Below are 25,131 nucleotides of genomic sequence, written 5' to 3' on the forward strand. Positions count from 1 at the left end.
ATGTCAATCGGAAAGCGTTTGAAGAAGGCCCGCGAGGGCGTCGATCGCGAGAAGCTCTATCCGCTCGCGGATGCCATCAAGATGGTCAAGGAGCGCGCCAAGTCGAAGTTCGACGAGACGATCGAGATCGCGATCAATCTCGGCGTCGACCCGCGCCACGCCGACCAGATGGTCCGCGGCGTCGTCAACCTGCCGAACGGAACCGGCCGTACGCTTCGTGTCGGCGTGTTCGCGCGCGGCGCCAAGGCTGAGGAAGCCAAGGCCGCCGGTGCTGACGTCGTCGGTGCGGAAGACCTGGTCGAGAAGGTGCAGGGCGGCGCGATCGATTTCGATCGTTGTATCGCCACGCCCGACATGATGCCCCTGGTCGGCCGCCTCGGTAAGGTGCTCGGTCCGCGCGGCATGATGCCGAACCCGAAGATCGGCACCGTGACCATGGACGTCACCAACGCCGTGAAGGGCGCCAAGGGCGGCTCGGTCGAGTTCCGCGTCGAGAAGGCCGGCATCGTGCAGGCCGGCATCGGCAAGGCCTCGTTCTCCGAGGACAAGCTGGTCGAGAACGTCAAGGCGCTTGCGGACGCGGTCTCCAAGGCGAAGCCGGCGGGTTCCAAGGGCACCTACATCCAGCGCGTGGCGGTTTCCTCCACCATGGGCCCGGGCGTGAAGGTCGAGCCGGGCACGATCCTCGGCTGAGGTCTCTGGCCGTGACGAGATAAAGAGGGGCGGGACCGGGCAACCGGTTCCGCCCTTTGTTTTGCCAAAGCGTTTTCGAGCGAAGTGGCTACCGGTTCGCGTGAAAAAAACGCGCCAAGACAAGATCTGAAGCCTCTCGCAAGAAAGAACAACAATGCCCGATAAGGTCCTGGTCTATTCACGCTTTCCCAAGGCCCAGCTGATCCGCTTCGGCGAGCGCTATGAGCTGCTGAATGCGGCGGGCAAACGATTGGACGAAGCGTTCCCGGCGGCCGAGCTCGCCGATATCCGCGCCATGATCACCGCGGGCGGCACCGCGCTCGGCGCGGAGGCCATCGACATGCTGCCGAAGCTCGGCGCGATCGTCTGCTACGGCACCGGCTATGACGGCGTCGATCTCGCCGCTGCCGCCAGGCGCGGCATCGCGGTCGGCCACAGCCCGGGGGCCAATGCGGCCTCCGTCGCCGACACGGCGGTGACCTTGATGCTGGCGTCGGTGCGGCGGTTGCTGGTGGCTGACAATTACGTGCGGAGCGGCGACTGGGCCGGTGCAAAGCCGTCGCCGATGATGCGGCCGCAGGCCGGCATGCGCGGCCGCAAGGTCGGCGTCTACGGCATGGGCGAGATCGGCCGCAAGATCGCCGCCCGCGTCGCGGCCTTCGAGACCGAGGTCGGCTATTTCAGCCGCTCGAAGCACGACGTGCCCTATCAATCCTTTCCGACGCTGGAAGCGCTCGCCGATTGGTGCAGCGTGCTGCTGGTGGCCGTCCGCGCCGGCGCCGAGACCGAGCATGCGGTCAATGCCGACATCCTGCGCCGGCTCGGCAGCGACGGGTTCGTCGTCAACATCGCGCGCGGCTCGGTCATCGACGAGAAGGCGCTGGTCGCAGCGTTGACCGACGGCGTGATCGCCGGTGCCGGCCTCGACGTGTTCGCGAGGGAGCCGCATGCGCCCGATGCGCTGACGGCGTTGCCGAACGTGGTGCTGTCGCCGCATCTCGGCGGCCACACGCTGGAATCGCACGTCGCCATGCAGGATTGCGTGCTGGCCAATCTCGATGCGTTCTTTGCCGGCAAGCCGCTCGCCTATCCGGTGGCGACGGCGGCCTGACCGGAGCTTCAGCTCCGGCGCGGCGCGTGGCGCAGCTTGTCCGGGTTGCGGACGATGTAGATCGCCGCGATCCGGCCGGTCTCGCCGTCGATCGCCATGCTCAGTGTGTGGTCGACTTCGCCATCGAGGAAGATCAGCGCGCCCGCGCTGCCATTGACCATCATCGGTTCGACGCGAACCTCGCTGCCGGCGTTCTTGCCGGCGATACCGATGATGAAGCGGACGATCTTCTCTGCCCCCTTGATCGGCTTCAGCGCCGCCAGCTTGCGGCCGCCGCCGTCGGTGATCGCGATGGCATCCTCGCGCAGCAGGTTGGCGAGGGCGGAGACGTCGCCGCTGGCCGCGGCCTTGCAGAATGCCGTCAGCAGCCGTGCGTGGCCTTCGGGCGGCTCGGCGGGAACAGGGCGGTTGTCGCGGACCGATCGGCGGGCGCGCGCGGCGAGCTGCCGGCAGGCCGCCTCGCTGCGCTCGAGGGTGCGGGCGACTTCCGCGAACGGCCGGTCGAACACGTCGTGCAGCAGGAACGCGGCGCGCTCGAGCGGCGTCAGGGCGTCGAGCGCCAGCATCAGCGCGAAGGAGAGATCGTCGGCGAGTTCGGTCGCCGCCTCGGCCGACAGCGCCTCGTCGAACACCGGCTCGGGCAACCAGGCACCGACATAGACCTCGCGCTGGGCGCGGGCGCTCTTCAGCCGGTCAAGACAAAGCCGGGTCACCACCGTGACGAGGAACGCCTCGGGATTGCGAACGTCGTCGACCGCGGCGAACCGCAGCCAGGCGTCCTGGACCACATCGTCGGCATCGCCGCGGCTACCGAGCATGCGATAGGCAAGCCCGGTCAGCCGCGCCCGATACGGCGCCAGCGGGTCGCGCTCAGGCAGCCTGCTTGATGACATCGATCTGATGGCCGGCCACGGTCACGCGGCGACACTCCCTGGCATATCCCAGCGCCAGCTTCATCATGGGGAATATCCGGCCGATTTGTAGGGCCATGGCGAGCTCGATCACGCCTTTTTCGCCCCAGCGCGCGCGAACGGCGTCGCGGCAGGCGTCATCGTCGGTCGAGCGCTGCACGATGGCGTCGGCGAAGTGGAAGCCGAGCGCGGTGTCGGCGGTCATGGCGGCAACGTCACGACGGAGCACGGCGGTGACCTGCTGTTCCGCCATTCCCGCTCCGATCGCCATGTCCACGACCAGTTGCGCACAGGGACCGCAATCTTCCGCCAGCGCGCCGGTCAGCTTGGCGGCATAGAAGGCCTCAACCGGCGCGACCGCGCGGTAGGCGGCGGCCTTCATCGCGCCGGCGAATTTGAAGAACGCGGCGGGCGATTCCTTCAGCATGATCTCGAGATAGGTGGTGTCGTAGCCGTAGCGCCTGGAATAGGCGCGCAGCATGCGGCGCGCGATGAAGCTACGCATGTCGTTCTCCTTGATTTGGCAGGGCGGAATAGAGGGCGAGCGCCGCCGGCAGGACGACCGCCACCAGATCGGATGCGGCATGGTGGTCGTGGCCGCCGGCGATCATCACGAGATGCAGCAGGCCGTGGCCGGCCAGGAACGCGGCGCCCGCGACCGCTGCCGGCCACCAGGCCGGCCACAAGGCTCGCGCCGCCAGGCCGAGCCCGGCCGCGATGAAGGCAATGCCGACGTCCTGGACCAAATGAGGGTTGAACGGACCGGTATCGGCGGCGCGGGGCACGAGCGACCACCAGAGGGAACCGGCCGACAGCATCACCAGCCCATTGGCGAGGTTGAAGAGGGCGAGAATTCCTGCAATCCATCGTTTCATGCGAGCCTCCAGCGCCCAGACGAGCGACGGCATTGGAGCGTGACGCCTCGGGGAAGAAATTTTTCGCTGGGCCGGGCAGATCGCCGAACTGGTCTGAAATTTGCTCTTGGCAAGTAGGGCAGGACGGGCTACATAGCGCCTTCCGGGCGTGCTGGCACTTGCTGGCATGTCCGTGCTCGCAATCCGAAAACCTGTGATGATAGGAGATCATTCCTTTCCGCATGCCCGCAAGGATGCTCGAAAGGAAGGAGACCCATCGCCTTCAGAGGAATGAGAGCAGGGGCCTTCAGCGTGCTGAAGTGCCTCGATCCTGTCCAAGACTGCAGGCGCCCGCGAGAACTTCGTGTTTTCAACGGCTTAATCGCATGGCCTGCATAGACGGGTGAAGACCGGATTTTGCACTCCACGTCGCGATCAGTTCGCGGCCGGGAGGCTGGTTTGGTTCGAACCTCGACAGCCCATGGCCGCAAGGCTCTGGGAGGGCAGGCTTCTAGATGTCGTCTTGCCCGGCATGTCCGAAGGGTCTTGCGCCCCAAGGATCAGGTTTAGGGCGGGACGATGGGTGCAACCCGGCGGTCCTGCCTTCGCGGAAAGGCCGCCAACCGGAAAGAGCTTGCTGTGGAACGAGCGGCAAAAAAAGAGTCGGTCGAACAACTTAACGAGGTCTTCAAGACCACGTCGGTTGCGATCGTTGCTCACTATTCCGGCCTCACCGTGGCCCAGATGCAGAAGCTGCGCATGCAGATGAAGCAGGCGGGCGCGTCGGTGAAGGTCTCGAAGAACCGTCTCGCCAAAATTGCTCTTGAAGGCACTGACGTCGCTGCCATCGGCTCCCTGCTGAAGGGACCGACCGTGATCGCTACTTCGAACGATCCGGTTGCGGCGCCAAAGGTTGCCATCGAATTCGCCAAGGCGAACGAGAAGTTCGTCATCCTCGGCGGCTCGATGGGTAAAACCGTCCTGAATGTCGACAGCGTGAAGGCGCTTGCCTCACTGCCGTCGCTCGACGAACTGCGCGGCAAGATCGTTGGCCTCCTCGTGGCGCCGGCGACCAAGCTTGCTCAGCTCTCCAACGCGCCCGCGGCCAAGCTCGCACGCGTCATTCAGGCTCATGCCTCAAAGGGCGAAGCGGCCTGACCCTTCGCTAATCTCAAACCTGGTTCGAACCAAACGTTTAAGGAACTGAACAATGGCTGACTTGCAGAAAATCGTCGACGACCTCTCGAGCCTCACCGTGCTCGAAGCGGCCGAACTCGCCAAGCTCCTCGAAGAAAAGTGGGGCGTGTCCGCCGCTGCCGCCGTTGCGGTTGCCGGCCCGGCTGCTGGTGGTGGCGGTGCCGCTGCTCCGGCTGAAGAGAAGACCGACTTCACCGTCGTGCTGGCTGGGGCCGGCGACAAGAAGATCGAAGTCATCAAGGAAGTCCGCGCCATCACCGGCCTGGGCCTGAAGGAAGCCAAGGACCTCGTCGAAGGCGCTCCGAAGCCCGTCAAGGAAGGCGTCAACAAGGAAGAAGCCGACAAGATCAAGGCCCAGCTCGAGAAGGCTGGCGCCAAGGTCGAGCTCAAGTAATGCGCGATCCGGGAGCGCCGCAGGGCGCTCCCGGGCCATGCAAACGGCGTGCGACAGGTTGTCGCGTGGCGCGCCGGACACAAAAAAGTGTGGGGATCCGTGGACTTAACCCTCGAATCTCCTTTATTGCCATCCCATATCGGGTTGGCAGCGGAAAAACACGGTAGGCGGCGGGGACGGCAGGGTCCTCGGCGGAAGCCGTTGGGAGACAGTCAGATTTCGGGCTTTTTCAGTCCGTAAAGCGGAGCGTTTGGACGAGCGGGTGCAGTGATGCGCCCCGCGCGTTGTTTTGCGTTTTGGAGGTGGTCGGGGCCGGGACGGGGATTTAATTCCTGACTTTGCGCTTCGTTCCTTCGAGACGATTCGAAATTCAACCCGGGGCCGATGGCAGTCGCTCCCGGAAGGTTCGCCCCACAAAGGCGACGAAAATGAGAGGCCACGATGGCGCAGCAGACATTCACCGGTCGCAAACGCGTACGCAAGTTTTTCGGTCACATCAAGGAAGTCGCCGAGATGCCGAACCTCATCGAGGTTCAGAAGGCGTCCTATGACCAGTTCCTGATGGTCGACGAGCCGACCGGCGGTCGGCTCGACGAGGGCCTGCAGGCGGTGTTCCGCTCGGTGTTCCCGATCTCGGATTTCTCCGGCACCTCGATGCTCGAATTCGTCCGCTACGAGTTCGAACAGCCGAAATATGACGTCGACGAGTGCCGCCAGCGCGGCATGACCTTCGCTGCGCCGCTCAAGGTGACGCTGCGCCTCATCGTGTTCGATATCGACGAGGAAACCGGCGCCAAGTCGGTGAAGGACATCAAGGAGCAGGACGTCTACATGGGCGATATCCCGCTCATGACGATGAACGGCACCTTCGTCGTCAACGGCACCGAGCGCGTCATCGTCTCGCAGATGCACCGTTCGCCGGGCGTGTTCTTCGACCACGACAAGGGCAAGACCCATTCGTCCGGCAAGCTGCTGTTTGCCGCGCGCGTGATTCCGTATCGCGGTTCCTGGCTCGACATCGAGTTCGACGCCAAGGACATCGTGTTCGCGCGCATCGACCGCCGCCGCAAGCTGCCCGTGACCTCGCTGATGTACGCGCTCGGTCTCGACGGCGAGCAGATCCTGTCGACCTTCTACAAGAAGATCACCTACAAGCGGACCAAGGACGGATGGCGCGTGCCGTTCGATGCCAACCGCTTCCGCGGCTATTCGACCGTCAACGACCTGATCGACGCCGACACCGGCAAGGTGGTGCTCGAGGCCGGCAAGAAGCTGACCGTGCGCCAGGCGCGCCAGCTTCAGGAGAAGGGCCTGAAGGCGCTGCGCATGTCGGACGAGGAGCTCGTCGGCAACTATCTCGCCGAGGATCTCGTCAACCCAAAGACCGGTGAGATCTACGCCGAAGCCGGCGAGGAGATCACCGAGAAGTCGCTCAAGGTGCTGAACGAGCAGGGTTACAAGGACCTGCCGCTGCTCGACATCGACCACGTCAATGTCGGCGCCTACATCCGCAACACGCTGTCTGCCGACAAGAACATGACGCGCGAGGACGCGCTGTTCGACATCTACCGCGTGATGCGTCCGGGCGAGCCGCCGACGCTGGATTCGGCGCAGGCGATGTTCCAGTCGCTGTTCTTCGACGCCGAGCGCTACGACCTCTCCGCGGTCGGCCGCGTCAAGATGAACATGCGCCTCGAGCTCGATGCGCCCGATACCCATCGCACGCTGCGCAAGGAAGACATCCTGGCGGTCATCAAGACGCTGGTCGACCTGCGCGACGGCAAGGGCGAGATCGACGACATCGACCACCTTGGCAACCGCCGGGTGCGCTCGGTCGGCGAGCTCATGGAGAACCAGTACCGGATCGGCCTGCTCCGCATGGAGCGCGCGATCAAGGAGCGCATGTCGAGCGTCGATATCGACACCGTGATGCCGCAGGACCTGATCAACGCCAAGCCCGCGGCTGCCGCGGTGCGCGAGTTCTTCGGCTCCTCGCAGCTGTCGCAGTTCATGGACCAGACCAACCCGCTGTCGGAGATCACCCACAAGCGGCGCCTGTCGGCGCTTGGCCCGGGCGGCCTGACCCGCGAGCGCGCCGGCTTCGAAGTCCGCGACGTGCATCCGACGCATTACGGCCGCATCTGCCCGATCGAGACGCCGGAAGGTCCGAACATCGGCCTGATCAACTCGCTGGCGACGTTCGCGCGCGTCAACAAGTACGGCTTTGTCGAGACGCCCTATCGCAAGATCAAGGACGGCCGGGTCACCGACGAGGTGATCTATCTGTCGGCGATGGAAGAGGGCCGCTACCGCGTCGCGCAGGCCAACGTGCCGCTCGATGCCAAGGGCCGCTTCACCGACGACCTCGTGGTCTGCCGTCACGCCGGCGAAGTGCTGCCGGTGACGCCGGACAAGGTCGACTACATGGACGTGTCGCCGAAGCAGCTGGTTTCGGTCGCCGCGGCGCTGATCCCGTTCCTCGAGAACGACGACGCCAACCGCGCGCTGATGGGCTCGAACATGCAGCGCCAGGCGGTGCCGCTGGTTCGCGCCGAGGCGCCGTTCGTCGGCACCGGCATGGAAGGCGTGGTCGCCCGTGACTCGGGCGCGGCGATTGCCGCGCGCCGCTCCGGCGTGATCGACCAGATCGACGCCACCCGCGTCGTGATCCGCGCCACCGAGGATCTCGATCCGACCAAGTCGGGCGTCGATATCTACCGGCTGATGAAGTACCAGCGCTCCAACCAGTCGACCTGCATCAACCAGCGTCCGCTGGTGAAGGTCGGCGACATCGTCAAGAAGGGCGACATCATCGCCGACGGTCCGTCGACCGATCTCGGCGAGCTCGCGCTCGGCCGCAACGTGCTGGTCGCGTTCATGCCGTGGAACGGCTACAACTTCGAAGACTCGATCCTGCTCTCCGAGCGGATCGTGAAGGACGACGTCTTCACCTCGATTCACATCGAAGAGTTCGAGGTGATGGCCCGCGACACCAAGCTCGGTCCTGAGGAAATCACCCGCGACATCCCGAACGTCTCGGAAGAAGCGCTGAAGAACCTCGACGAAGCCGGTATCGTCTACATCGGTGCGGAAGTCCGCGCCGGCGACATCCTGGTCGGCAAGATCACGCCGAAGGGCGAGAGCCCGATGACGCCGGAAGAGAAGCTGCTGCGCGCCATCTTCGGCGAGAAGGCCTCCGACGTCCGCGACACCTCGCTGCGCGTGCCTCCGGGCGTGCAGGGCACCATCGTGGAAGTCCGCGTGTTCAACCGCCACGGCGTCGACAAGGACGAGCGTGCGCTGGCGATCGAGCGCGAGGAGATCGAGCGTCTGGCCAAGGACCGCGACGACGAGCAGGCGATCCTGGACCGCAACGTCTACAACCGCCTCGCCGAGCTGCTGGAGAACCGCCAGGGCATCGCCGGCCCGAAGGGCTTCAAGAAGGATACCAAGATCACCCGCGCGGTGCTCGACGAGTATCCGAAGTCGCAGTGGTGGCTGTTCGCCTCGCCGAACGACAAGCTGATGGCCGAGATCGAGGCCATGCGGAAGCAGTACGACGAGTCGAAGAAGGGCCTCGAGCAGCGCTTCCTCGACAAGGTCGAGAAGCTGCAGCGTGGCGACGAGCTGCCGCCCGGCGTGATGAAGATGGTCAAGGTCTTCGTCGCGGTGAAGCGCAAGATCCAGCCCGGCGACAAGATGGCCGGCCGTCACGGCAACAAGGGTGTGGTGTCGAAGATCGTGCCGATCGAGGACATGCCGTTCCTCGAGGACGGAACGCACGCCGACATCGTGCTCAATCCGCTCGGCGTGCCTTCGCGCATGAACGTCGGTCAGATCCTTGAGACCCATCTCGGTTGGGCCTGCGCCGGCCTCGGCAAGCGCATCGGGCAGACCATCGACGCCTATTATCACAAGCAGGATCTCAAGCCGCTGCGCGAGACCCTGAAGAAGATCTACGGCGAGGATGAAACCATCAAGTCGCTGAACGACAACGAGCTGGTCGAACTCGGCCGCAATCTGAGCCACGGCGTGCCGATCGCAACGCCGGTGTTCGACGGCGCCAAGGAAGCCGACATCGAGGAGATGCTGAAGCTCGCGGGCTTCGACGCCTCCGGCCAGTCGACCGTTTATGACGGCCGTACCGGCGATCAGTTCGATCGTAAGGTGACGATGGGCTACATCTACATGCTCAAGCTGCACCATCTCGTGGACGACAAGATCCACGCGCGTTCGATCGGTCCGTACTCGCTCGTCACCCAGCAGCCGCTGGGCGGCAAGGCGCAGTTCGGCGGCCAGCGCTTCGGCGAAATGGAGGTCTGGGCGCTGGAAGCCTACGGCGCCGCCTACACGCTGCAGGAGATGCTGACCGTGAAGTCGGACGACGTCGCCGGCCGTACCAAGGTGTACGAGGCGATCGTGCGCGGCGACGACACCTTCGAGGCCGGTATTCCGGAATCGTTCAACGTGCTGGTCAAGGAAATGCGCTCGCTCGGCCTCAACGTCGACCTGCACAATTCCAAGGTGGGACCGGCGTCGACGTCGGAAGCGGCCGAGTAACGCTGTGATCATGCCCGGCGCCAAACGCGCCGGGCCTTCGCACTCCGCTCGGACGTTGGGCGGGGCGCGCGCTGAATAAAAGTTTCGAATTTGCTGCCGGTGACGATCGGCACGCGAGGAGAAGACCATGAATCAAGAGATTATGAATCTTTTCAATCCGACGACCCCGGCCCAGGTCTTCGACCAGATCCGGATTTCGATCGCGTCTCCGGAGAAGATTCTGTCCTGGTCCTACGGCGAGATCAAGAAGCCGGAGACCATCAACTACCGCACCTTCAAGCCGGAGCGTGACGGCCTGTTCTGCGCGCGCATCTTCGGGCCGATCAAGGACTACGAGTGCTTGTGCGGCAAGTACAAGCGGATGAAGTACAAGGGCATCATCTGCGAGAAGTGCTCGGTCGAGGTGACGCTGTCGCGCGTCCGGCGCGAGCGCATGGGCCATATCGAGCTGGCGGCGCCGGTCGCCCACATCTGGTTCCTGAAGTCGCTGCCCTCGCGCATCGGCCTCCTGCTCGACATGACGCTGAAGGATCTCGAGCGGATCCTGTACTTCGAATACTACGTCGTGCTCGAGCCGGGTCTCACCGCGCTGAAGGACCGTCAGCTGCTGTCGGAAGACGAGTATCTGAAGGCGCAGGACGAGTACGGCCAGGATTCCTTCACCGCCATGATCGGCGCGGAGGCGATCCGCGAGCTGCTCAAGGGGCTCGAGCTCGAGAAGCTCGAGGCGACGCTGCGTGCCGACATGGCGGAGACCGACTCCGACATCAAGCACAAGAAGCTCGCCAAGCGTCTGAAGATCGTCGAGGCATTCCGCGTTTCCGGCAACAAGCCGGAATGGATGATCATGACGGTCGTGCCGGTGATTCCGCCGGACCTGCGTCCGCTGGTGCCGCTCGACGGTGGCCGGTTTGCGACCTCGGACCTCAACGACCTGTACCGCCGCGTCATCAACCGCAACAACCGCCTGAAGCGGCTGATGGAGCTGCGTGCGCCCGACATCATCATCCGCAACGAAAAGCGCATGCTGCAGGAGGCCGTCGACGCACTGTTCGACAACGGCCGCCGCGGCCGCGTCATCACCGGCGCCAACAAGCGTCCGCTGAAGTCGCTCGCCGACATGCTGAAGGGCAAGCAGGGCCGGTTCCGCCAGAACCTGCTCGGCAAGCGCGTCGACTATTCCGGCCGTTCGGTGATCGTGGTCGGTCCCGAGCTGCGCCTGCATCAGTGCGGCCTGCCGAAGAAGATGGCGCTCGAGCTGTTCAAGCCGTTCATCTACTCGCGGCTCGACGCCAAGGGTCTGTCCACCACGGTGAAGCAGGCCAAGAAGCTGGTCGAGAAGGAGCGTCCGGAGGTCTGGGATATCCTCGACGAGGTGATCCGCGAGCATCCGGTGCTGCTCAACCGCGCGCCGACGCTGCATCGCCTGGGCATCCAGGCGTTCGAGCCGGTGCTGATCGAGGGCAAGGCGATCCAGCTGCATCCGCTGGTCTGCGCCGCCTTCAACGCCGACTTCGACGGCGACCAGATGGCCGTGCACGTTCCGCTGTCGCTCGAAGCGCAGCTGGAAGCGCGCGTCCTGATGATGTCGACCAACAACATCCTGCATCCGGCGAACGGCCAGCCGATCATCGTGCCGTCGCAGGACATCGTGCTCGGCCTCTACTACGTCTCGATTATGCGCGAAGGCCTGCCCGGCGAGGGCAAGATCTTCGGCGACATGGCCGAGCTCGAGCACGCCCTGCATTCGAAGGTCATCCACCTCCACACCAAGATCAAGTACCGGTGGGAAGGCCTCGACGAGGAAGGCAAGCACTCCAAGCGCTGGATCGAAACCACCGCGGGCCGCGTCATGCTCGGCAACCTGCTGCCGAAGAACCCGAAGATCTCGTACGACATCATCAACAAGCTGATGACCAAGCGCGAGATCTCCGGCGTGATCGATCAGGTCTACCGGCACTGCGGTCAGAAGGAGACGGTGATCTTCTGCGACCGAATCATGGCGCTCGGCTTCTACAACGCCTTCAAGGCGGGCATCTCGTTCGGCAAGGACGACATGGTCGTGCCGGCGTCGAAGTGGAAGATCGTCGATCAGACCCGTACGCTGGCGAAGGATTTCGAGCAGCAGTACAATGACGGCCTGATCACCCACGGCGAGAAGTACAACAAGGTCGTCGACGCCTGGTCGAAGGCCGGTGAAGAAGTCGCCAAGGCGATGATGAAGGAGATCTCGTCCACCAAGAAGACGGCGGCGGGCGCGGATGCCGACATCAACTCGATCTACATGATGGCGCACTCCGGTGCGCGTGGTTCGCCGGCCCAGATGCGCCAGCTCGCCGGCATGCGCGGCCTGATGGCCAAGCCGTCGGGCGAGATCATCGAGACGCCGATCATTTCCAACTTCAAGGAAGGTCTGTCGGTGCTCGAGTACTTCAACTCGACCCACGGCGCCCGCAAGGGCCTCGCGGACACCGCGTTGAAGACCGCGAACTCGGGCTACCTGACCCGCCGTCTGGTCGACGTCGCGCAGGACTGCATCATCACGCAGACCGACTGCGGCACCACGCTCGGCATCAAGATGCGCGCCATCGTCGACGCCGGCACCGTGGTCGCCTCGCTCGGCTCGCGCATCCTGGGCCGCGTGGCCTGCGATGACGTGCGCGATCCCGCCACCAACGAGGTCGTCATCAAGCGTGACACCTTGATGGAGGAGAGCCACGTCGACGCGATCCAGCAGGCCGGCATCCAGGAAGTGAAGATCCGCTCGGCGCTGACCTGCGAGCTGATCAACGGCATCTGCGCCAAGTGCTACGGCCGCGACCTGGCCCGCGGCACCCCGGTCAACCACGGTGAGGCCGTCGGCGTCATCGCGGCACAATCGATCGGTGAGCCCGGCACGCAGCTGACGATGCGCACGTTCCACATCGGCGGCGCCGCCCAGCTCAACGAGCAGTCGTTCGTCGAATCGAACTTCGACGGCAAGATCGTGATCAAGAACAAGGCGATCGCCCGCAACAGCGAAGGCAGCCTGATCGCGATGGTGCGCAACATGGTCGTTGCGATCGTCGATGCCGACGGCACCGAGCGTGCGACCCACCGTATTCAGTACGGTTCGAAGATGCACGTCGACGAAGGCGATATGGTCAAGCGCGGCCAGCGCATCGCCGAGTGGGATCCCTATACCCGCCCGGTGCTGAGCGAGGTCGAGGGCACGATCGGTTTCGAGGATCTGGTCGAGGGACAGTCGATCTCGGAAACGCTCGACGAGTCGACCGGTATCGCCAAGCGCGTGGTCATCGACTGGCGCACGACGCGCGGCGGTTCGGACCTGCGTCCGGCCATCGTGGTCAAGGGCAAGGACGGCAAGGTGATGAAGCTCGCGCGTGGCGGCGATGCCCGCTACATGCTGTCGGTCGACGCCATTCTGTCGGTCGACACCGGCGGGAAGGTGATGCCGGGCGACATCCTGGCGCGTATCTCGACCGAGAGCGCCAAGACGCGTGACATCACCGGCGGTCTGCCGCGGGTGGCGGAACTGTTCGAGGCTCGCAAGCCGAAGGATGCGGCGATCATCGCGGAGACCGCGGGAACGATCCGCTTCGGCCGCGACTACAAGAACAAGCGCCGCATCTCGATCGAGCCGATGGACAAGACCGAGGAGCCGCGCGAGTACCTGATCCCGAAGGGCAAGCACATCCACCTTCAGGACGGCGACATCGTCGAAAAGGGCGATTTCATCGTCGAAGGCAATCCGGCGCCGCACGACATCCTGGCGATCAAGGGCATCGAGGAGCTCGCTGCCTATCTGGTCAACGAAATCCAGGAGGTCTACCGGTTGCAGGGCGTGCTCATCAACGACAAGCACATCGAGGTGATTGTCCGTCAGATGCTGCAGAAGGTCGAGGTCACCGATCAGGGCGACACCGACATGATCTCGGGCGAGCAGGTCGACAAGATCGAGTTCGACGCGCTCAACACCAAGGCCAAGGAGGAGGGCAAGAAGCCCGCCACGGGTACGCCGGTTCTGCTCGGCATCACCAAGGCGAGCCTGCAGACCCGCTCCTTCTTCTCGGCGGCGTCGTTCCAGGAGACCACGCGCGTGCTCACCGAAGCTGCCGTCAACGGCAAGGTGGACCCGCTCGAGGGCCTCAAGGAGAACGTCATTGTCGGCCGCCTGATCCCGGCCGGCACCGGCGCCTCGATGGCGCGGATCCGCGAGGTCGCGGTCAAGCGCGACAAGCTGATCCTCGACGAGCGCGAGAAGCAGCAGGCGGCGATCGTGCCGACGGCTCCGGAAGCGGAGCCGCTGGCGCTGCCGCCCGCCGAATAGGCATCCGCAAGACTACGGGTATGGCGAGAAGGCCGGCGTTTAGCCGGCCTTTTTGCTGCTTTCTTTGCTTGCTGCGGTGCAGGGACGCAGTTTGTTCATCTTTCCTTCAGGCAAAAAAGTGCCTTTGCTGGGATGACTTAGACCGGCTGTTTGGCTCGCGCCGGAGACGACGGAATCCATATGCTCGACTTGGCTATCGTAGGCGGCGGCCCCGGGGGGCTGATGAGCGCCTGGTATTTGAAGCGCAAACTCGGCGACCTCTGCCGCGTTACCATCTTCGAGGCGTCGAACCGCCTCGGCGGCAAGATCGTCACGCGCAAATTCGACACCGCGCCCGCGATGTATGAGGCCGGCGTCGCCGAGATCTATGATTACTCGATGACGGGGCCGGACCCGCTGCGCGAGCTGATCCAGCATTTCGGCCTGCAGACGATCCCGATGGACGCCGAGCAGGTGCAGCTCGACGGCGAGTTGCTTGCCGACGTTCCCGGCATGCGCCGCAAATACGGGGCGAAGACCGCGGCCGCGATCGAGGCGTTCCGCAAGCGCTGCAGCGACCTGGTGTCGCCGATCGAATATTACGAGGGCGTCGGCGCCCACGACAACGAACACCCGTGGGCCTACAAGACCGCCGAGCAGGTCCTCGACGAGGAGGTCGAGGACGCGACCGCCAAGCGTTTCTTCAAGGTGATGGCGCGTTCCGACATCGCGACCGAGAGCCACAACACCAACGGCCTCAACGCGCTGAAGAACTACGTGATGGACGTCGACGGCTATATCGGCCTGTATTCGATCCAGAACGGCAACGAGCAGCTGATCGATTGTCTACGCTCGGAAGTCAGCGCCGACATCCAGCTCAACCATCGTGTGCTCAAGGTCGGCAAGACCGCTGGCGGCCGCTACCAGCTCAACATGATGAACGGCAAGGGGCCGGAGACGCGCGACTTCGATCTCGTGCTGGTCTGCCTGCCGCACTCCTGGCTCGCGACCATGCGCTGGGACGGCGAACAGCTGCGCAAGTCGATGGTCAAGCACGTCGCCTATTTCGACCGGCCCGCGCATTATCTGCGGGTCTCGATCCTGTTCGACGAGCCGTTCTGGGGCGAGAAGATCCCGGGCGCCTGGTTCATGTCGGAAGCGTTCGGCGGCTGCTGCGTCTACAATGAGGGCGCGCGCCACGATGTCGGCAAGCACGGCGTGCTGAACTGGCTGATCGCGGGCTCGGATGCGCTGGCCTTCGCCAATCTCAGCGACCAGGAGCTGATCGATGCCGCGTTGAAGTCGCTGCCGGCCTCGCTCGGCGATGCGCGCGAGCATTTCCTGGAAGGCAAGATCCATCGCTGGCTGTCGTCGGTCAATGCGCTGCCGGGCGGCCTGCCGGTGCGCGACGTCATGACCAACCACCGGCCCGAGCCGAAGGAGCATCCCGGCATCGTGGTGGTCGGCGACTATCTGTTCGATTCGACGCTGAATGGACTGCTGGATTCCTCCGATGCCGCGACCGACATCATCGTCACCGAGATGATGCGGCTGCGCCGTACCCGCGCGCAGGACGAGAGCTCGCTGTCCGACAAGATCGACCGCAGCTATTTCGACAATTATCGCGGCGTCGGCCCCTACAGCGAGGTCTGGCGCAACTTCACCGACCCGGCCTATCTGACGGACCTGATCAAGACGGTCTGGGGCAGGGCGAAGGGCTACAAGCTGCTGATCGCCGGCTCCGCCAGCGGCGAACTGGTCGGCGCGCTGCGCGAACGTGGCATCGATGCCTGGGGCATCGAGAACAACCGCTACATCCACGGCAAGACGCCGAAGGCGCTCAAGAAGTACAACAAGCTCGGCTCGATCGCCGACATGCCGTTCAAGGCCAACGAGTTCGACTTCGTGTTCGAGACCTCGCTGTGCCATCTCGGCGAGAAGCAGGTCGTGCGCGGGGTGCGCGAGCTCAACCGCGTGGTCAAGACCGGCGTCGTGTTCGCGTCGGTGACCTCCGACATGGCGGCGGCAGTGATCGATCGCTACGACCTGCTGCGCGGGGTGAAGAAGCTCGGCACCTGGTGGGAGTGGTCGGAATTGTTCTTCGGCAACGGCTTCGATCTGTCGATGCACCGCCGCGACTGCACCGATGCGCTGTGGACATTGACGCTGGCCGCCAACAAGGGGCCAGGGCAGTGGTACGCCGACTCCGACAGCCTGCGCTATTCCTTCTTCGACAAGGTCGAAGCCGACCTCGACGACTAGCGGGACCGACCGGAAGCTTTTGCCGCGAGCCGACCGGCCTCGTGTCAACCAGCTGTCAAACGGCGGCAATGCTTTGCTCCGCGAATCCGCGCGAGCGCGCCGCGACGCGTCGGCCGTTCCAAACGCTTTGCCGAATTCGTCGTGATCGCATAGGATTACGGGCGCAGTGTTATCAGCTGCGGTTTCGATTTGCGGTCATGCCGGCCGTGGAGCATCGGTTGGTTTCATGGCGCCAAGACCTCCTGCATCAGACGATCCGACGAGAGCGGCGGCCGACGATCCCGAGCTGAAGAAGAAGCCCGCGTCCGGTCCGCCCGCGGCGGCCGCCTCCACGAAGCCGTCCGCGGCGCCGGCTGACGACGAAGAGGAAGACGACGCGGACGACGAGTTCGAGCTCGATGACGACGATGATGACGAGGACCTCGTCGTCTTCACCGCCAAGGAAGCCGCCGGCGCGCTCTCCACGATCTTTGGCTTCGTCAGGCCGATCCTGGCGAACTACAGGAAGCCGTTCGCCTGCGTCGCCTTCGGCGTGCTGGTCGAGACGTTGTTCAACGTCATCATGCCGCTCAGCCTGAAATTCCTGATCGACGACGCGCTCGGCGAGGAGGATTTCGGGGCCCTCTACAAGATCCTCGGCGTGCTCGCGGTTGCCGGCATCGTCACCTCGATCATCGCGGTCTGGTACGAGCGCTGGGATGCGCGGCTGGGCGCCGGCATCATCGCCGACGTGCGGACGCGGCTGTTCGACCATGTCCAGAACCTGCCGTCGGCCTATTTCGCGCGCACCAAGCGCGGCGAGATCCTGTCGCGCTTCTCGATCGATCTGTCGGCGTTCGAGGGCTCGGTCAAGACCTTCGCCAACAGCGCGGCGCTGCCGGGCCTCGAGCTGGTCGCAGGCATCATCCTGATGCTGTTCCTGAACTGGCAGCTTGCCGTGGTCGCCTTGCTGGTGTTTCCGATCACCCTGATCGGGCCGCGCATCCTGACGCCGAAGGCGGTGCAAGCCAATTACGAGCAGAAGCAGAACGAGGCCGCGCTGCTCGGAACCGTGCAGGAGAACGTCGCCGCGCAGGCGGTGGTGAAGGCGTTCAATCTGCAGCGCCGGGCGCTCGGCTGGTTCACGATGCGCAACCGCGACGTCCGGGCCAAGGCCGCGTCAGCCATGTTCCTGTCGACCATGGTGGAGCGCACCGTCACCATCGCGGTGCTGCTGCTCCACCTCGTGGTGCTGGCGATCGGCGCCTATCTCGCCACCAAGGGGCAGATCACCGTCGGCACCTTCGTGACCTTCGAGAGTGCGTTCTGGGAGGTGTCGTACAACATCGCCCATCTGATGCATTTCATCCCGGTGTCGATCCAGTCGGCGGCGGCGGTGCGGCACATCCAGGAACTGCTCGACGAGCCGACCCGCGGCGCCGACCGTCCCGGCGCGCCGGATCTGCCGCGCATCACCAACGACATCTCCTTCGATCGCGTCACCTTCCAGTATGAGGGGGCACAGACGCCGGTGCTCGACAATCTCAGCCTCAAGCTCAATGCCGGCAAGAGCATTGCGATCGTCGGTCCCAGCGGCTCGGGCAAGAGCACGCTGATCAACCTGATCCTGCGGCTCTACGTGCCGGACGAGGGCCGCGTCGCCGTCGACGGCGTCGATATCCGCCGGGTGACGCGCGAGTCGCTGCGGGCCAACATGGCGGTCGTGTTCCAGGAGAACATGCTGTTCAACATGTCGATCCGCGAGAACATCCGGCTCGGCAAGGAAGGCGCGACCGACGCGGAGGTCGAGGACGCTGCCCGCAAGGCCGAGATCCATCGCTACATCATGAGCCTGCCGCAGCGCTACGACACGCCGGTCGGCGAGCGCGGCGATACCTTGTCGGGCGGCCAGCGCCAGCGCATCGCGATCGCGCGCGCGATCATCCGTAACCCGTCCGTGCTGCTGCTCGACGAGGCGACTTCGGCGCTCGACCAGACCACGGAGGCTGCGATCAATCGCACGCTGCTCAAGGTCGCCGAGGGCCGCACCATGATCTGGTCGACGCATCGCCTGACTTCGGTGGTCGAGATGGACGAGATCATCGTGATCTCCGGCGGCAGGGCGATCGAACGCGGCTCGCACGAGGAGCTGCTGGCCCGCAATGGCGTCTATCGCAAGCTGTGGGACGACCAGGGACATCTGAATCACGACGAGGACGCCGACGACGCGGATGATGACGATGATGACGATGATGATGAGGAGGACGAAGACGAGGATGAGGAGGCGTGAGGCCCGCGTCGCGGGCGATGGTCGAGCGCCAGATTTTTCGTTACGCCCGGTCCGCGGCGTGCGGACGTTGCCGGAAGTGGTTGGCCGGCTGCGTCGTTGACGCCGCCGCCGCAGGGTTGTGCAGCCGGCGCAGCCAGCCGCGGCCGAGATAGCCGAAAAAGCGCGCCCAGCGCTGGGCCTGCCACGAGGGCCCGCTGCCGACCGACACCTCGCGGAAGCTGAATGCCTTGGCGTTCGACCAGGCGTCGCAGGCGGTCTTGACCGGATCGTCGTAGAACGCGGTGATCTTCTCCTCGCCCATGCCGTCGGTCGACAGCCAGGCCGGGATGTGGACGTTGCAGAGCTGGGTGACGTCGGTGAACACCTTGTCGGTACCGGTGCCGGTGACGGGGCAGGTGCTGGCGAAGGCATCACCGACCAGCACCACGCCGGCCTGCCGATAGCCGGTGCTGACAAAGATGTCGGCGGGCCTGATCTTGATATCGCCGGCGATGTCGAACTCGCCGGTGAGCCGGCGCAGCCGCGGCAGCGCGGCGTTCAGCGTCTCCACCGGATTGCGCCGCATCGCCCGCAGCCAGGGATCGTCGGCCTTGCGATAGGTGAAGAGGTTGGCGCGCATCCGGCTTCCGATCGGAAACAGCGTGATGTAGGGGATGCGATCGCTCGGCCGCTCCGAGAAGTAGGTCATGGCCGCGAACGGGAAGGCGGGGCGGCCGACGGGGACGAAATCGAAGCCGAGCGAGATCGAATGGCAGAAGCTCGTGACCAGCCGCTCGATGCCGAGCATCCGGCGCAACCCGACGTTCAGGCCGTTGGCAAGCACCACAAGGCGCGCCGAGATCTCCTCGCCATTGGCAAGCACGAGCCGCTGCCGCTCGGAACTGGTCGCGACATTGATCACCTTGTCGCAGATGAATTCCGCCGGCCCGGCGATTTCGTTCCGAATCGCCGCAATCAGCGCGTCGTACATGATGCCGTATTGCCGGCTCGGCTGCCGGTCGAGCAACCGGCCGAATCGCGCGATCCAGTTCTCGCCGTCCAGCGTCGCCGAGCGGAGCACCGACTCGGCGAGGCCGGTCTTGGCGAATCGCTCGAGCTGGAGGTCGCCGCCGATCTTTTCGACACGGAAATCGAACGGGTAGACCCGGTGGGGGTCGATCAGGATCGTCGGTATCCCGGCACGGCCGAGCATGGCGGTTGCGGTCGAGCCCGCAAGACCGCCGCCGATGATCGCGATGTCGGTGTACCGCATGAGAATTCCGTGGCTGTGACCCCGATTTTTGCGCTGCGAATGGCAAATAAAGGCTTAGTTTCGAAGTTTGCCTTCGGGACTAACTTGGGGAGAGTTGTTTCTATTCATATTTTACCCGGATGTAATATGATTCCGCGCGCGCCCGAAGATTCGGATGAAGTGCGCGGGAGGTCGGTCGGCCGTCACATTTCGCCTTGCGCCGAACCTCGGTGAAATGCGAAATCCGCAAGTGCCAGAGGCGTTTCTTTGCTTGTCGTTTTGCTTGACTTCACTATCTCTCGATTATACAAGGCGCCCACTTAACGACAGGCGGTGAGCTACGCCAGCGTCGGAACGGAACACCCGAAGGTCCTTTTTGAGGAGCCGGACGGGCACCAACCTCGACGAATGCCGCTCAAACGCTGTCGATGATAGCTAGGCAATGCCAGGACGATATTAGTTCTCTTGAGCACGTCCTCTTGAGAGTGAATTCGGATGCATGACCTCGGTGGCGGACCGAACAGCGAACGCTGAACGGTTCGGGATCGCGGTCCTCTGTGGCGTCGATGCGCTTTCCGCTCAGCGATGAGTGGTTGGCGCGATTTCGCTTTGCGCGGTTGATTGTTCCGTGTCGAGCGGGCCGTGCGGGACGGCTAGTCCTGAGAAGAAATTTGCGGAGCCATTCAAGGTTTTCGCGCGAACTAAAGGGTGAAGGCTGCATGCCGACGATCAACCAGCTGATCGCAAATCCGCGTGAAGTGCAGAAGTCGCGTAAGAAGGTGCCGGCGCTGCAGCAGTCGCCGCAGAAGCGCGGCGTGTGCACGCGCGTCTACACCACGACCCCGAAGAAGCCGAACTCGGCGCTTCGTAAGGTCGCCAAGGTGCGCCTGACCAACGGCTTCGAGGTGATCGGCTACATCCCGGGTGAGGGCCATAATCTGCAGGAGCACTCGGTGGTCATGATCCGCGGCGGCCGCGTCAAGGACTTGCCCGGTGTGCGCTACCACATCCTCCGCGGCGTGCTGGATACCCAGGGCGTCAAGAACCGTAAGCAGCGTCGTTCGAAGTACGGCGCGAAGCGTCCGAAGTAAGCGGGAACCGATCAGATGTCGCGTCGCCATTCTGCCGAGAAGCGTGAAGTTCTTCCGGATCCGAAGTTCGGGAACATCATCATTACGAAGTTCATGAACTCGGTGATGTACGCCGGGAAGAAGTCGGTTGCCGAAAACATCGTCTACGGTGCGCTCGGCATGATCGAGGCCAAGACCAAGCAGAACCCGCTCGGCGTGTTCGAGCAGGCGCTCGAGAACGTGATGCCGACCATCGAGGTTCGTTCCCGCCGCGTCGGCGGCGCGACCTACCAGGTTCCGGTCGAAGTCCGTTCGGTGCGCCGTCAGGCGCTCGGCATCCGCTGGCTGATCTCGGCCGCCCGCGAGCGCAACGAGAAGACCATGACGGAGCGTCTCTCGGCTGAGCTGCTCGACGCCTCGAACAATCGCGGCAACGCCGTCAAGAAGCGGGAAGACGTGCACCGGATGGCGGAAGCCAACCGCGCGTTCTCGCACTATCGCTGGTAAGGCGAACAACGGAATTTAAGGAACAGTCTCATGCCCCGCCAACATGCCATCGAGGACTACCGCAACTTCGGTATCATGGCGCATATCGACGCCGGCAAGACCACGACCACCGAGCGTATCCTGTATTACACCGGCAAGAGCCACAAGATCGGCGAAGTGCACGAAGGTGCCGCGACGATGGACTGGATGGAGCAGGAGCAGGAGCGTGGCATCACGATCACCTCGGCTGCGACTACCGCGTTCTGGAACGGCAAGCGCCTGAACATCATCGACACCCCCGGCCACGTCGACTTCACCATCGAGGTCGAGCGTTCGCTGCGCGTGCTCGACGGCGCCGTTTGCGTTCTCGACTCCAACCAGGGCGTCGAGCCGCAGACCGAGACCGTCTGGCGCCAGGGCGACAAGTACAAGGTTCCGCGCATCGTCTTCGCCAACAAGATGGACAAGACCGGCGCCGACTTCTTCAAGTGCCTGTCCGACATCGTCGACCGCCTCGGCGCCAAGCCGATCGCGATCCAGCTGCCGATCGGTGCCGAGAACAACTTCAAGGGTCTCGTCGACCTCGTGAAGATGAAGGGCGTCATCTGGAACGATGAATCGCTCGGCGCCAAGTTCGACTATGTCGACATTCCGGAAGATCTGGTCGAGCAGGCCAAGGAATATCGCGAGAAGATGGTGGAAGCCGCCGTCGAGCTCGACGACGACGCTTTGGCTGCCTTCCTCGACGGCAAGGAGCCGGACGAGGCGACCCTGAAGCGCCTGATCCGCAAGGCCGTGCTGACCGGCGCGTTCTATCCCGTGCTGTGCGGCTCCGCGTTCAAGAACAAGGGCGTGCAGCCGCTGCTCGACGCCGTCGTCGACTATCTGCCGTCGCCGATCGACGTGCCCGCGATCAAGGGCACCGACGATGAGGGCAACGAAGTCGTGCGCAAGGCGGACGACAAGGAGCCGCTGGCGCTGCTCGCGTTCAAGATCATGGACGACCCCTTCGTCGGCACCATCACCTTCTGCCGCATCTATTCCGGCATCCTGCAGTCGGGCACCGGCGTGGTGAACTCGACCCGCGAGAAGAAAGAGCGTATCGGCCGCATGCTGCTGATGCATGCGAACAACCGCGAAGACATCAAGGAAGCCTATGCCGGCGACATCGTCGCGCTGGCTGGCCTGAAGGAAGCGCGCACCGGTGACACGCTGTGCGATCCCGACAAGCCGGTGATCCTCGAGAAGATGGAATTCCCGGAGCCGGTGATCGAGATCGCGATCGAGCCGAAGTCGAAGGCCGACCAGGAAAAGCTCGGCGTGGCGCTTGCCAAGCTCGCCGCGGAAGATCCGTCGTTCCGCGTGTCGACCGACCAGGAGTCCGGCCAGACCATTCTCAAGGGCATGGGCGAACTGCATCTCGACATCAAGGTCGACATTCTCAAGCGCACCTACAAGGTCGACGCCAACATCGGCGCGCCGCAGGTGGCGTTCCGCGAGCGCGTGACCAAGAAGGCCGAAGTCAAGTACACCCACAAGAAGCAGACCGGCGGTACCGGTCAGTTCGCCGAAGTGTCGATCGTCGTCGAGCCGAACGAGCCCGGCAAGGGCTATGAGTTCGAATCGAAGATCGTCGGCGGCGCGGTGCCGAAGGAATACATCCCCGGCGTCGAAAAGGGCCTCAACAGCGTGATGGGCTCCGGTGTCGTTGCCGGCTTCCCGGTGGTGGACGTCAAGGTGCAGCTGGTCGACGGCAAGTATCACGACGTCGACTCGTCGGCACTGGCGTTCGAAATCGCATCGCGGGCTGCGTTCCGCGAAGCGTTGACGAAGGGCAAGTCCGTTCTGCTCGAGCCGATCATGAAGGTCGAGGTGGTGACCCCGGAAGACTACACCGGTTCGGTCATCGGCGACCTGAATTCCCGGCGTGGCCAGATCCAGGGCCAAGACATGCGCGGCAACGCCAACGTCATCAACGCGATGGTGCCGCTCATGAACATGTTCGGTTACGTGAACAACCTGCGCTCGATGAGCCAGGGTCGCGCGACCTTCACCATGCAGTTCGATCACTACGCCGAAGCTCCGGCGAACGTGTCGGCTGAAGTCCAGAAGAAGTTTGCCTGATTGTCGTTGATGGCAGTCAACGATTGAACGGAGAGTCAAATGGCCAAAGCTAAATTCGAACGTAACAAGCCCCACTGCAACATCGGCACCATCGGTCACGTCGACCATGGCAAGACCTCGCTGACCGCAGCGATCACCAAGGTGCTCGCAGAAACCGGCGGCGCGACGTTCACCGCGTACGACCAGATCGACAAGGCGCCGGAAGAGAAGGCCCGCGGCATCACGATCTCGACCGCTCACGTCGAGTACGAGACGACCAACCGCCACTACGCCCACGTCGACTGCCCCGGCCACGCCGACTACGTGAAGAACATGATCACCGGTGCCGCCCAGATGGACGGCGCGATCCTGGTCGTGTCGGCTGCTGACGGCCCGATGCCGCAGACCCGCGAGCACATCCTGCTCGCCCGCCAGGTCGGCGTGCCCGCGCTCGTCGTGTTCCTCAACAAGTGCGACATGGTCGACGATCCGGAGCTGCTCGAGCTCGTCGAGCTCGAAGTCCGCGAGCTGCTCTCGAAGTACGAATTCCCGGGCGACAAGATCCCGATCATCAAGGGCTCGGCGCTCGCCGCCCTTGAAGACAAGGACAAGAAGCTCGGCCACGACGCCATCCTCGAGCTGATGCGCAACGTCGACGAGTACATCCCGCAGCCGGAGCGTCCGATCGACCAGCCGTTCCTGATGCCGGTTGAAGACGTGTTCTCGATCTCGGGCCGCGGCACCGTCGTCACCGGCCGTGTCGAGCGCGGAGTGATCAAGGTCGGCGAGGAAATCGAAATCGTCGGTATCCGCGACACCCAGAAGACCATCGTCACCGGCGTCGAAATGTTCCGCAAGCTGCTCGATCAGGGCCAGGCCGGCGACAACATCGGTGCGCTGCTCCGCGGCACCAAGCGCGAGGAAGTCGAGCGTGGCCAGGTGCTGTGCAAGCCCGGTTCGGTCAAGCCGCACACCAAGTTCAAGGCTGAGGCTTACATCCTCACCAAGGAAGAGGGCGGTCGCCACACCCCGTTCTTCACCAACTACCGTCCGCAGTTCTACTTCCGCACCACCGACGTGACCGGTGTCGTGCACCTGCCGGAAGGCACCGAGATGGTGATGCCGGGCGACAACATCGCGATGGAAGTGCACCTGATCGTGCCGATCGCGATGGAAGAGAAGCTGCGCTTCGCGATCCGCGAAGGCGGCCGCACCGTCGGCGCCGGCGTCGTCGCCGCGATCATCGAGTAACTACGCGAATAGGGAATGGCGAGTAGCGAGTGGGTCACTCCATTCGCTATTCGCTACTCGCCACTCACTAAAGAAAGAATACGGCAATGAACGGCCAAAATATTCGCATCCGTCTCAAGGCGTTCGACCATCGAATCCTCGATACGTCGACCCGCGAGATCGTGAACACGGCGAAGCGCACCGGTGCGCAGGTTCGCGGACCGATTCCGCTGCCGACCCGCATCGAGAAGTTCACCGTCAACCGTTCGCCGCACGTTGACAAGAAGAGCCGCGAGCAATTCGAGATGCGCACCCACAAGCGCCTCCTCGACATTGTCGACCCGACCCCGCAGACCGTCGATGCGCTGATGAAGCTCGACTTGGCCGCCGGTGTCGACGTCGAGATCAAGCTCTAAGGTTTTGGATTTTTACGTCCGCCGCTTGCGGACAG

Annotated in this window: 17 protein-coding genes; 13 read left to right on the plus strand and 4 right to left on the minus strand. The window is 63.9% G+C overall.

What is annotated here, in order from left to right; translation table 11 throughout:
* Positions 1-693: a 50S ribosomal protein L1 gene (gene rplA / locus ACVWZM_RS37240; protein WP_018272150.1), complete on the plus strand. Its 693-nt coding sequence runs from the start codon at positions 1-3 to the stop codon at positions 691-693.
* 154 nt (positions 694-847) lie between these two features.
* Positions 848-1,804, plus strand: coding sequence for a 2-hydroxyacid dehydrogenase (locus ACVWZM_RS37245; RefSeq protein WP_456855844.1), 957 nt, complete (start codon positions 848-850; stop codon positions 1,802-1,804).
* 8 nt (positions 1,805-1,812) lie between these two features.
* Here ACVWZM_RS37245 and sigJ read toward each other — a convergent pair whose 3' ends face one another.
* The 3 genes from sigJ to ACVWZM_RS37260 are packed head-to-tail and all read right to left on the minus strand — an operon-like array spanning position 1,813 to position 3,623.
* Positions 1,813-2,697 (minus strand): RNA polymerase sigma factor SigJ, encoded by an 885-nt coding sequence (sigJ, locus tag ACVWZM_RS37250; protein WP_141342195.1) that lies wholly within the window; start codon positions 2,695-2,697, stop codon positions 1,813-1,815.
* Positions 2,675-3,220, minus strand: coding sequence for a hypothetical protein (locus ACVWZM_RS37255; protein WP_456855845.1), 546 nt, complete (start codon positions 3,218-3,220; stop codon positions 2,675-2,677). Before ACVWZM_RS37255 ends, sigJ begins: the two co-directional genes overlap by 23 nt.
* Positions 3,213-3,623, minus strand: coding sequence for a hypothetical protein (locus ACVWZM_RS37260; RefSeq protein ID WP_456855846.1), 411 nt, complete (start codon positions 3,621-3,623; stop codon positions 3,213-3,215). The genes ACVWZM_RS37255 and ACVWZM_RS37260 overlap by 8 nt, the downstream gene beginning before the upstream one ends.
* 585 nt (positions 3,624-4,208) lie before the next feature.
* On the opposite strand from ACVWZM_RS37260, the gene rplJ reads away from it, so the two are divergent.
* From rplJ to ACVWZM_RS37290, 6 genes are all read left to right on the plus strand, one after another.
* Positions 4,209-4,727, plus strand: coding sequence for a 50S ribosomal protein L10 (gene rplJ, locus ACVWZM_RS37265; protein ID WP_028335452.1), 519 nt, complete (start codon positions 4,209-4,211; stop codon positions 4,725-4,727).
* A 52-nt stretch (positions 4,728-4,779) separates the two neighbouring features.
* Positions 4,780-5,160, plus strand: a complete 381-nt coding sequence (gene rplL, locus ACVWZM_RS37270; RefSeq protein ID WP_028335453.1) for a 50S ribosomal protein L7/L12 — start codon at positions 4,780-4,782, stop codon at positions 5,158-5,160.
* A 441-nt stretch (positions 5,161-5,601) separates the two neighbouring features.
* A complete protein-coding gene (rpoB, locus tag ACVWZM_RS37275; RefSeq protein WP_057019553.1) occupies positions 5,602-9,720 on the plus strand; it encodes a DNA-directed RNA polymerase subunit beta in 4,119 nt (1,372 codons plus the stop codon).
* A gap of 127 nt (positions 9,721-9,847) precedes the next feature.
* Positions 9,848-14,050, plus strand: a complete 4,203-nt coding sequence (gene rpoC / locus ACVWZM_RS37280; RefSeq protein WP_057019552.1) for a DNA-directed RNA polymerase subunit beta' — start codon at positions 9,848-9,850, stop codon at positions 14,048-14,050.
* A 180-nt stretch (positions 14,051-14,230) separates the two neighbouring features.
* Positions 14,231-16,291, plus strand: a complete 2,061-nt coding sequence (locus ACVWZM_RS37285) for an FAD-dependent oxidoreductase (RefSeq protein ID WP_057019551.1) — start codon at positions 14,231-14,233, stop codon at positions 16,289-16,291.
* 226 nt (positions 16,292-16,517) lie between these two features.
* On the plus strand, positions 16,518-18,560 hold the full coding sequence (locus tag ACVWZM_RS37290; RefSeq protein WP_253639629.1) for an ABC transporter ATP-binding protein: 2,043 nt from the start codon (positions 16,518-16,520) through the stop codon (positions 18,558-18,560).
* Between the two features lie 40 nt (positions 18,561-18,600).
* Here the strand turns inward: ACVWZM_RS37290 and ACVWZM_RS37295 are convergent, their stop codons facing one another.
* Entirely contained in the window at positions 18,601-19,812 is a 1,212-nt protein-coding gene (locus tag ACVWZM_RS37295) for an FAD-dependent monooxygenase (protein WP_456855847.1), read from the minus strand.
* Positions 19,813-20,510: 698 nt separating this feature from the next.
* On the opposite strand from ACVWZM_RS37295, the gene rpsL reads away from it, so the two are divergent.
* From rpsL to rpsJ, 5 genes are all read left to right on the plus strand, one after another.
* The gene (gene rpsL, locus ACVWZM_RS37300; protein WP_006611834.1) at positions 20,511-20,882 is read left to right on the plus strand and encodes a 30S ribosomal protein S12; all 372 of its coding nucleotides are present in this window, start codon (positions 20,511-20,513) and stop codon (positions 20,880-20,882) included.
* 15 nt (positions 20,883-20,897) lie between these two features.
* A complete protein-coding gene (gene rpsG, locus ACVWZM_RS37305; RefSeq protein WP_016843741.1) occupies positions 20,898-21,368 on the plus strand; it encodes a 30S ribosomal protein S7 in 471 nt (156 codons plus the stop codon).
* A gap of 30 nt (positions 21,369-21,398) precedes the next feature.
* Positions 21,399-23,471, plus strand: a complete 2,073-nt coding sequence (fusA, locus tag ACVWZM_RS37310) for an elongation factor G (RefSeq protein WP_057019548.1) — start codon at positions 21,399-21,401, stop codon at positions 23,469-23,471.
* A 39-nt stretch (positions 23,472-23,510) separates the two neighbouring features.
* Entirely contained in the window at positions 23,511-24,701 is a 1,191-nt protein-coding gene (gene tuf / locus ACVWZM_RS37315; protein WP_018272140.1) for an elongation factor Tu, read from the plus strand.
* 86 nt (positions 24,702-24,787) lie between these two features.
* The gene (gene rpsJ / locus ACVWZM_RS37320; protein ID WP_002712302.1) at positions 24,788-25,096 is read left to right on the plus strand and encodes a 30S ribosomal protein S10; all 309 of its coding nucleotides are present in this window, start codon (positions 24,788-24,790) and stop codon (positions 25,094-25,096) included.
* The last annotated feature ends 35 nt before the right edge of the window (positions 25,097-25,131 follow it).

Source organism: Bradyrhizobium sp. USDA 4501 (genome assembly GCF_054062115.1).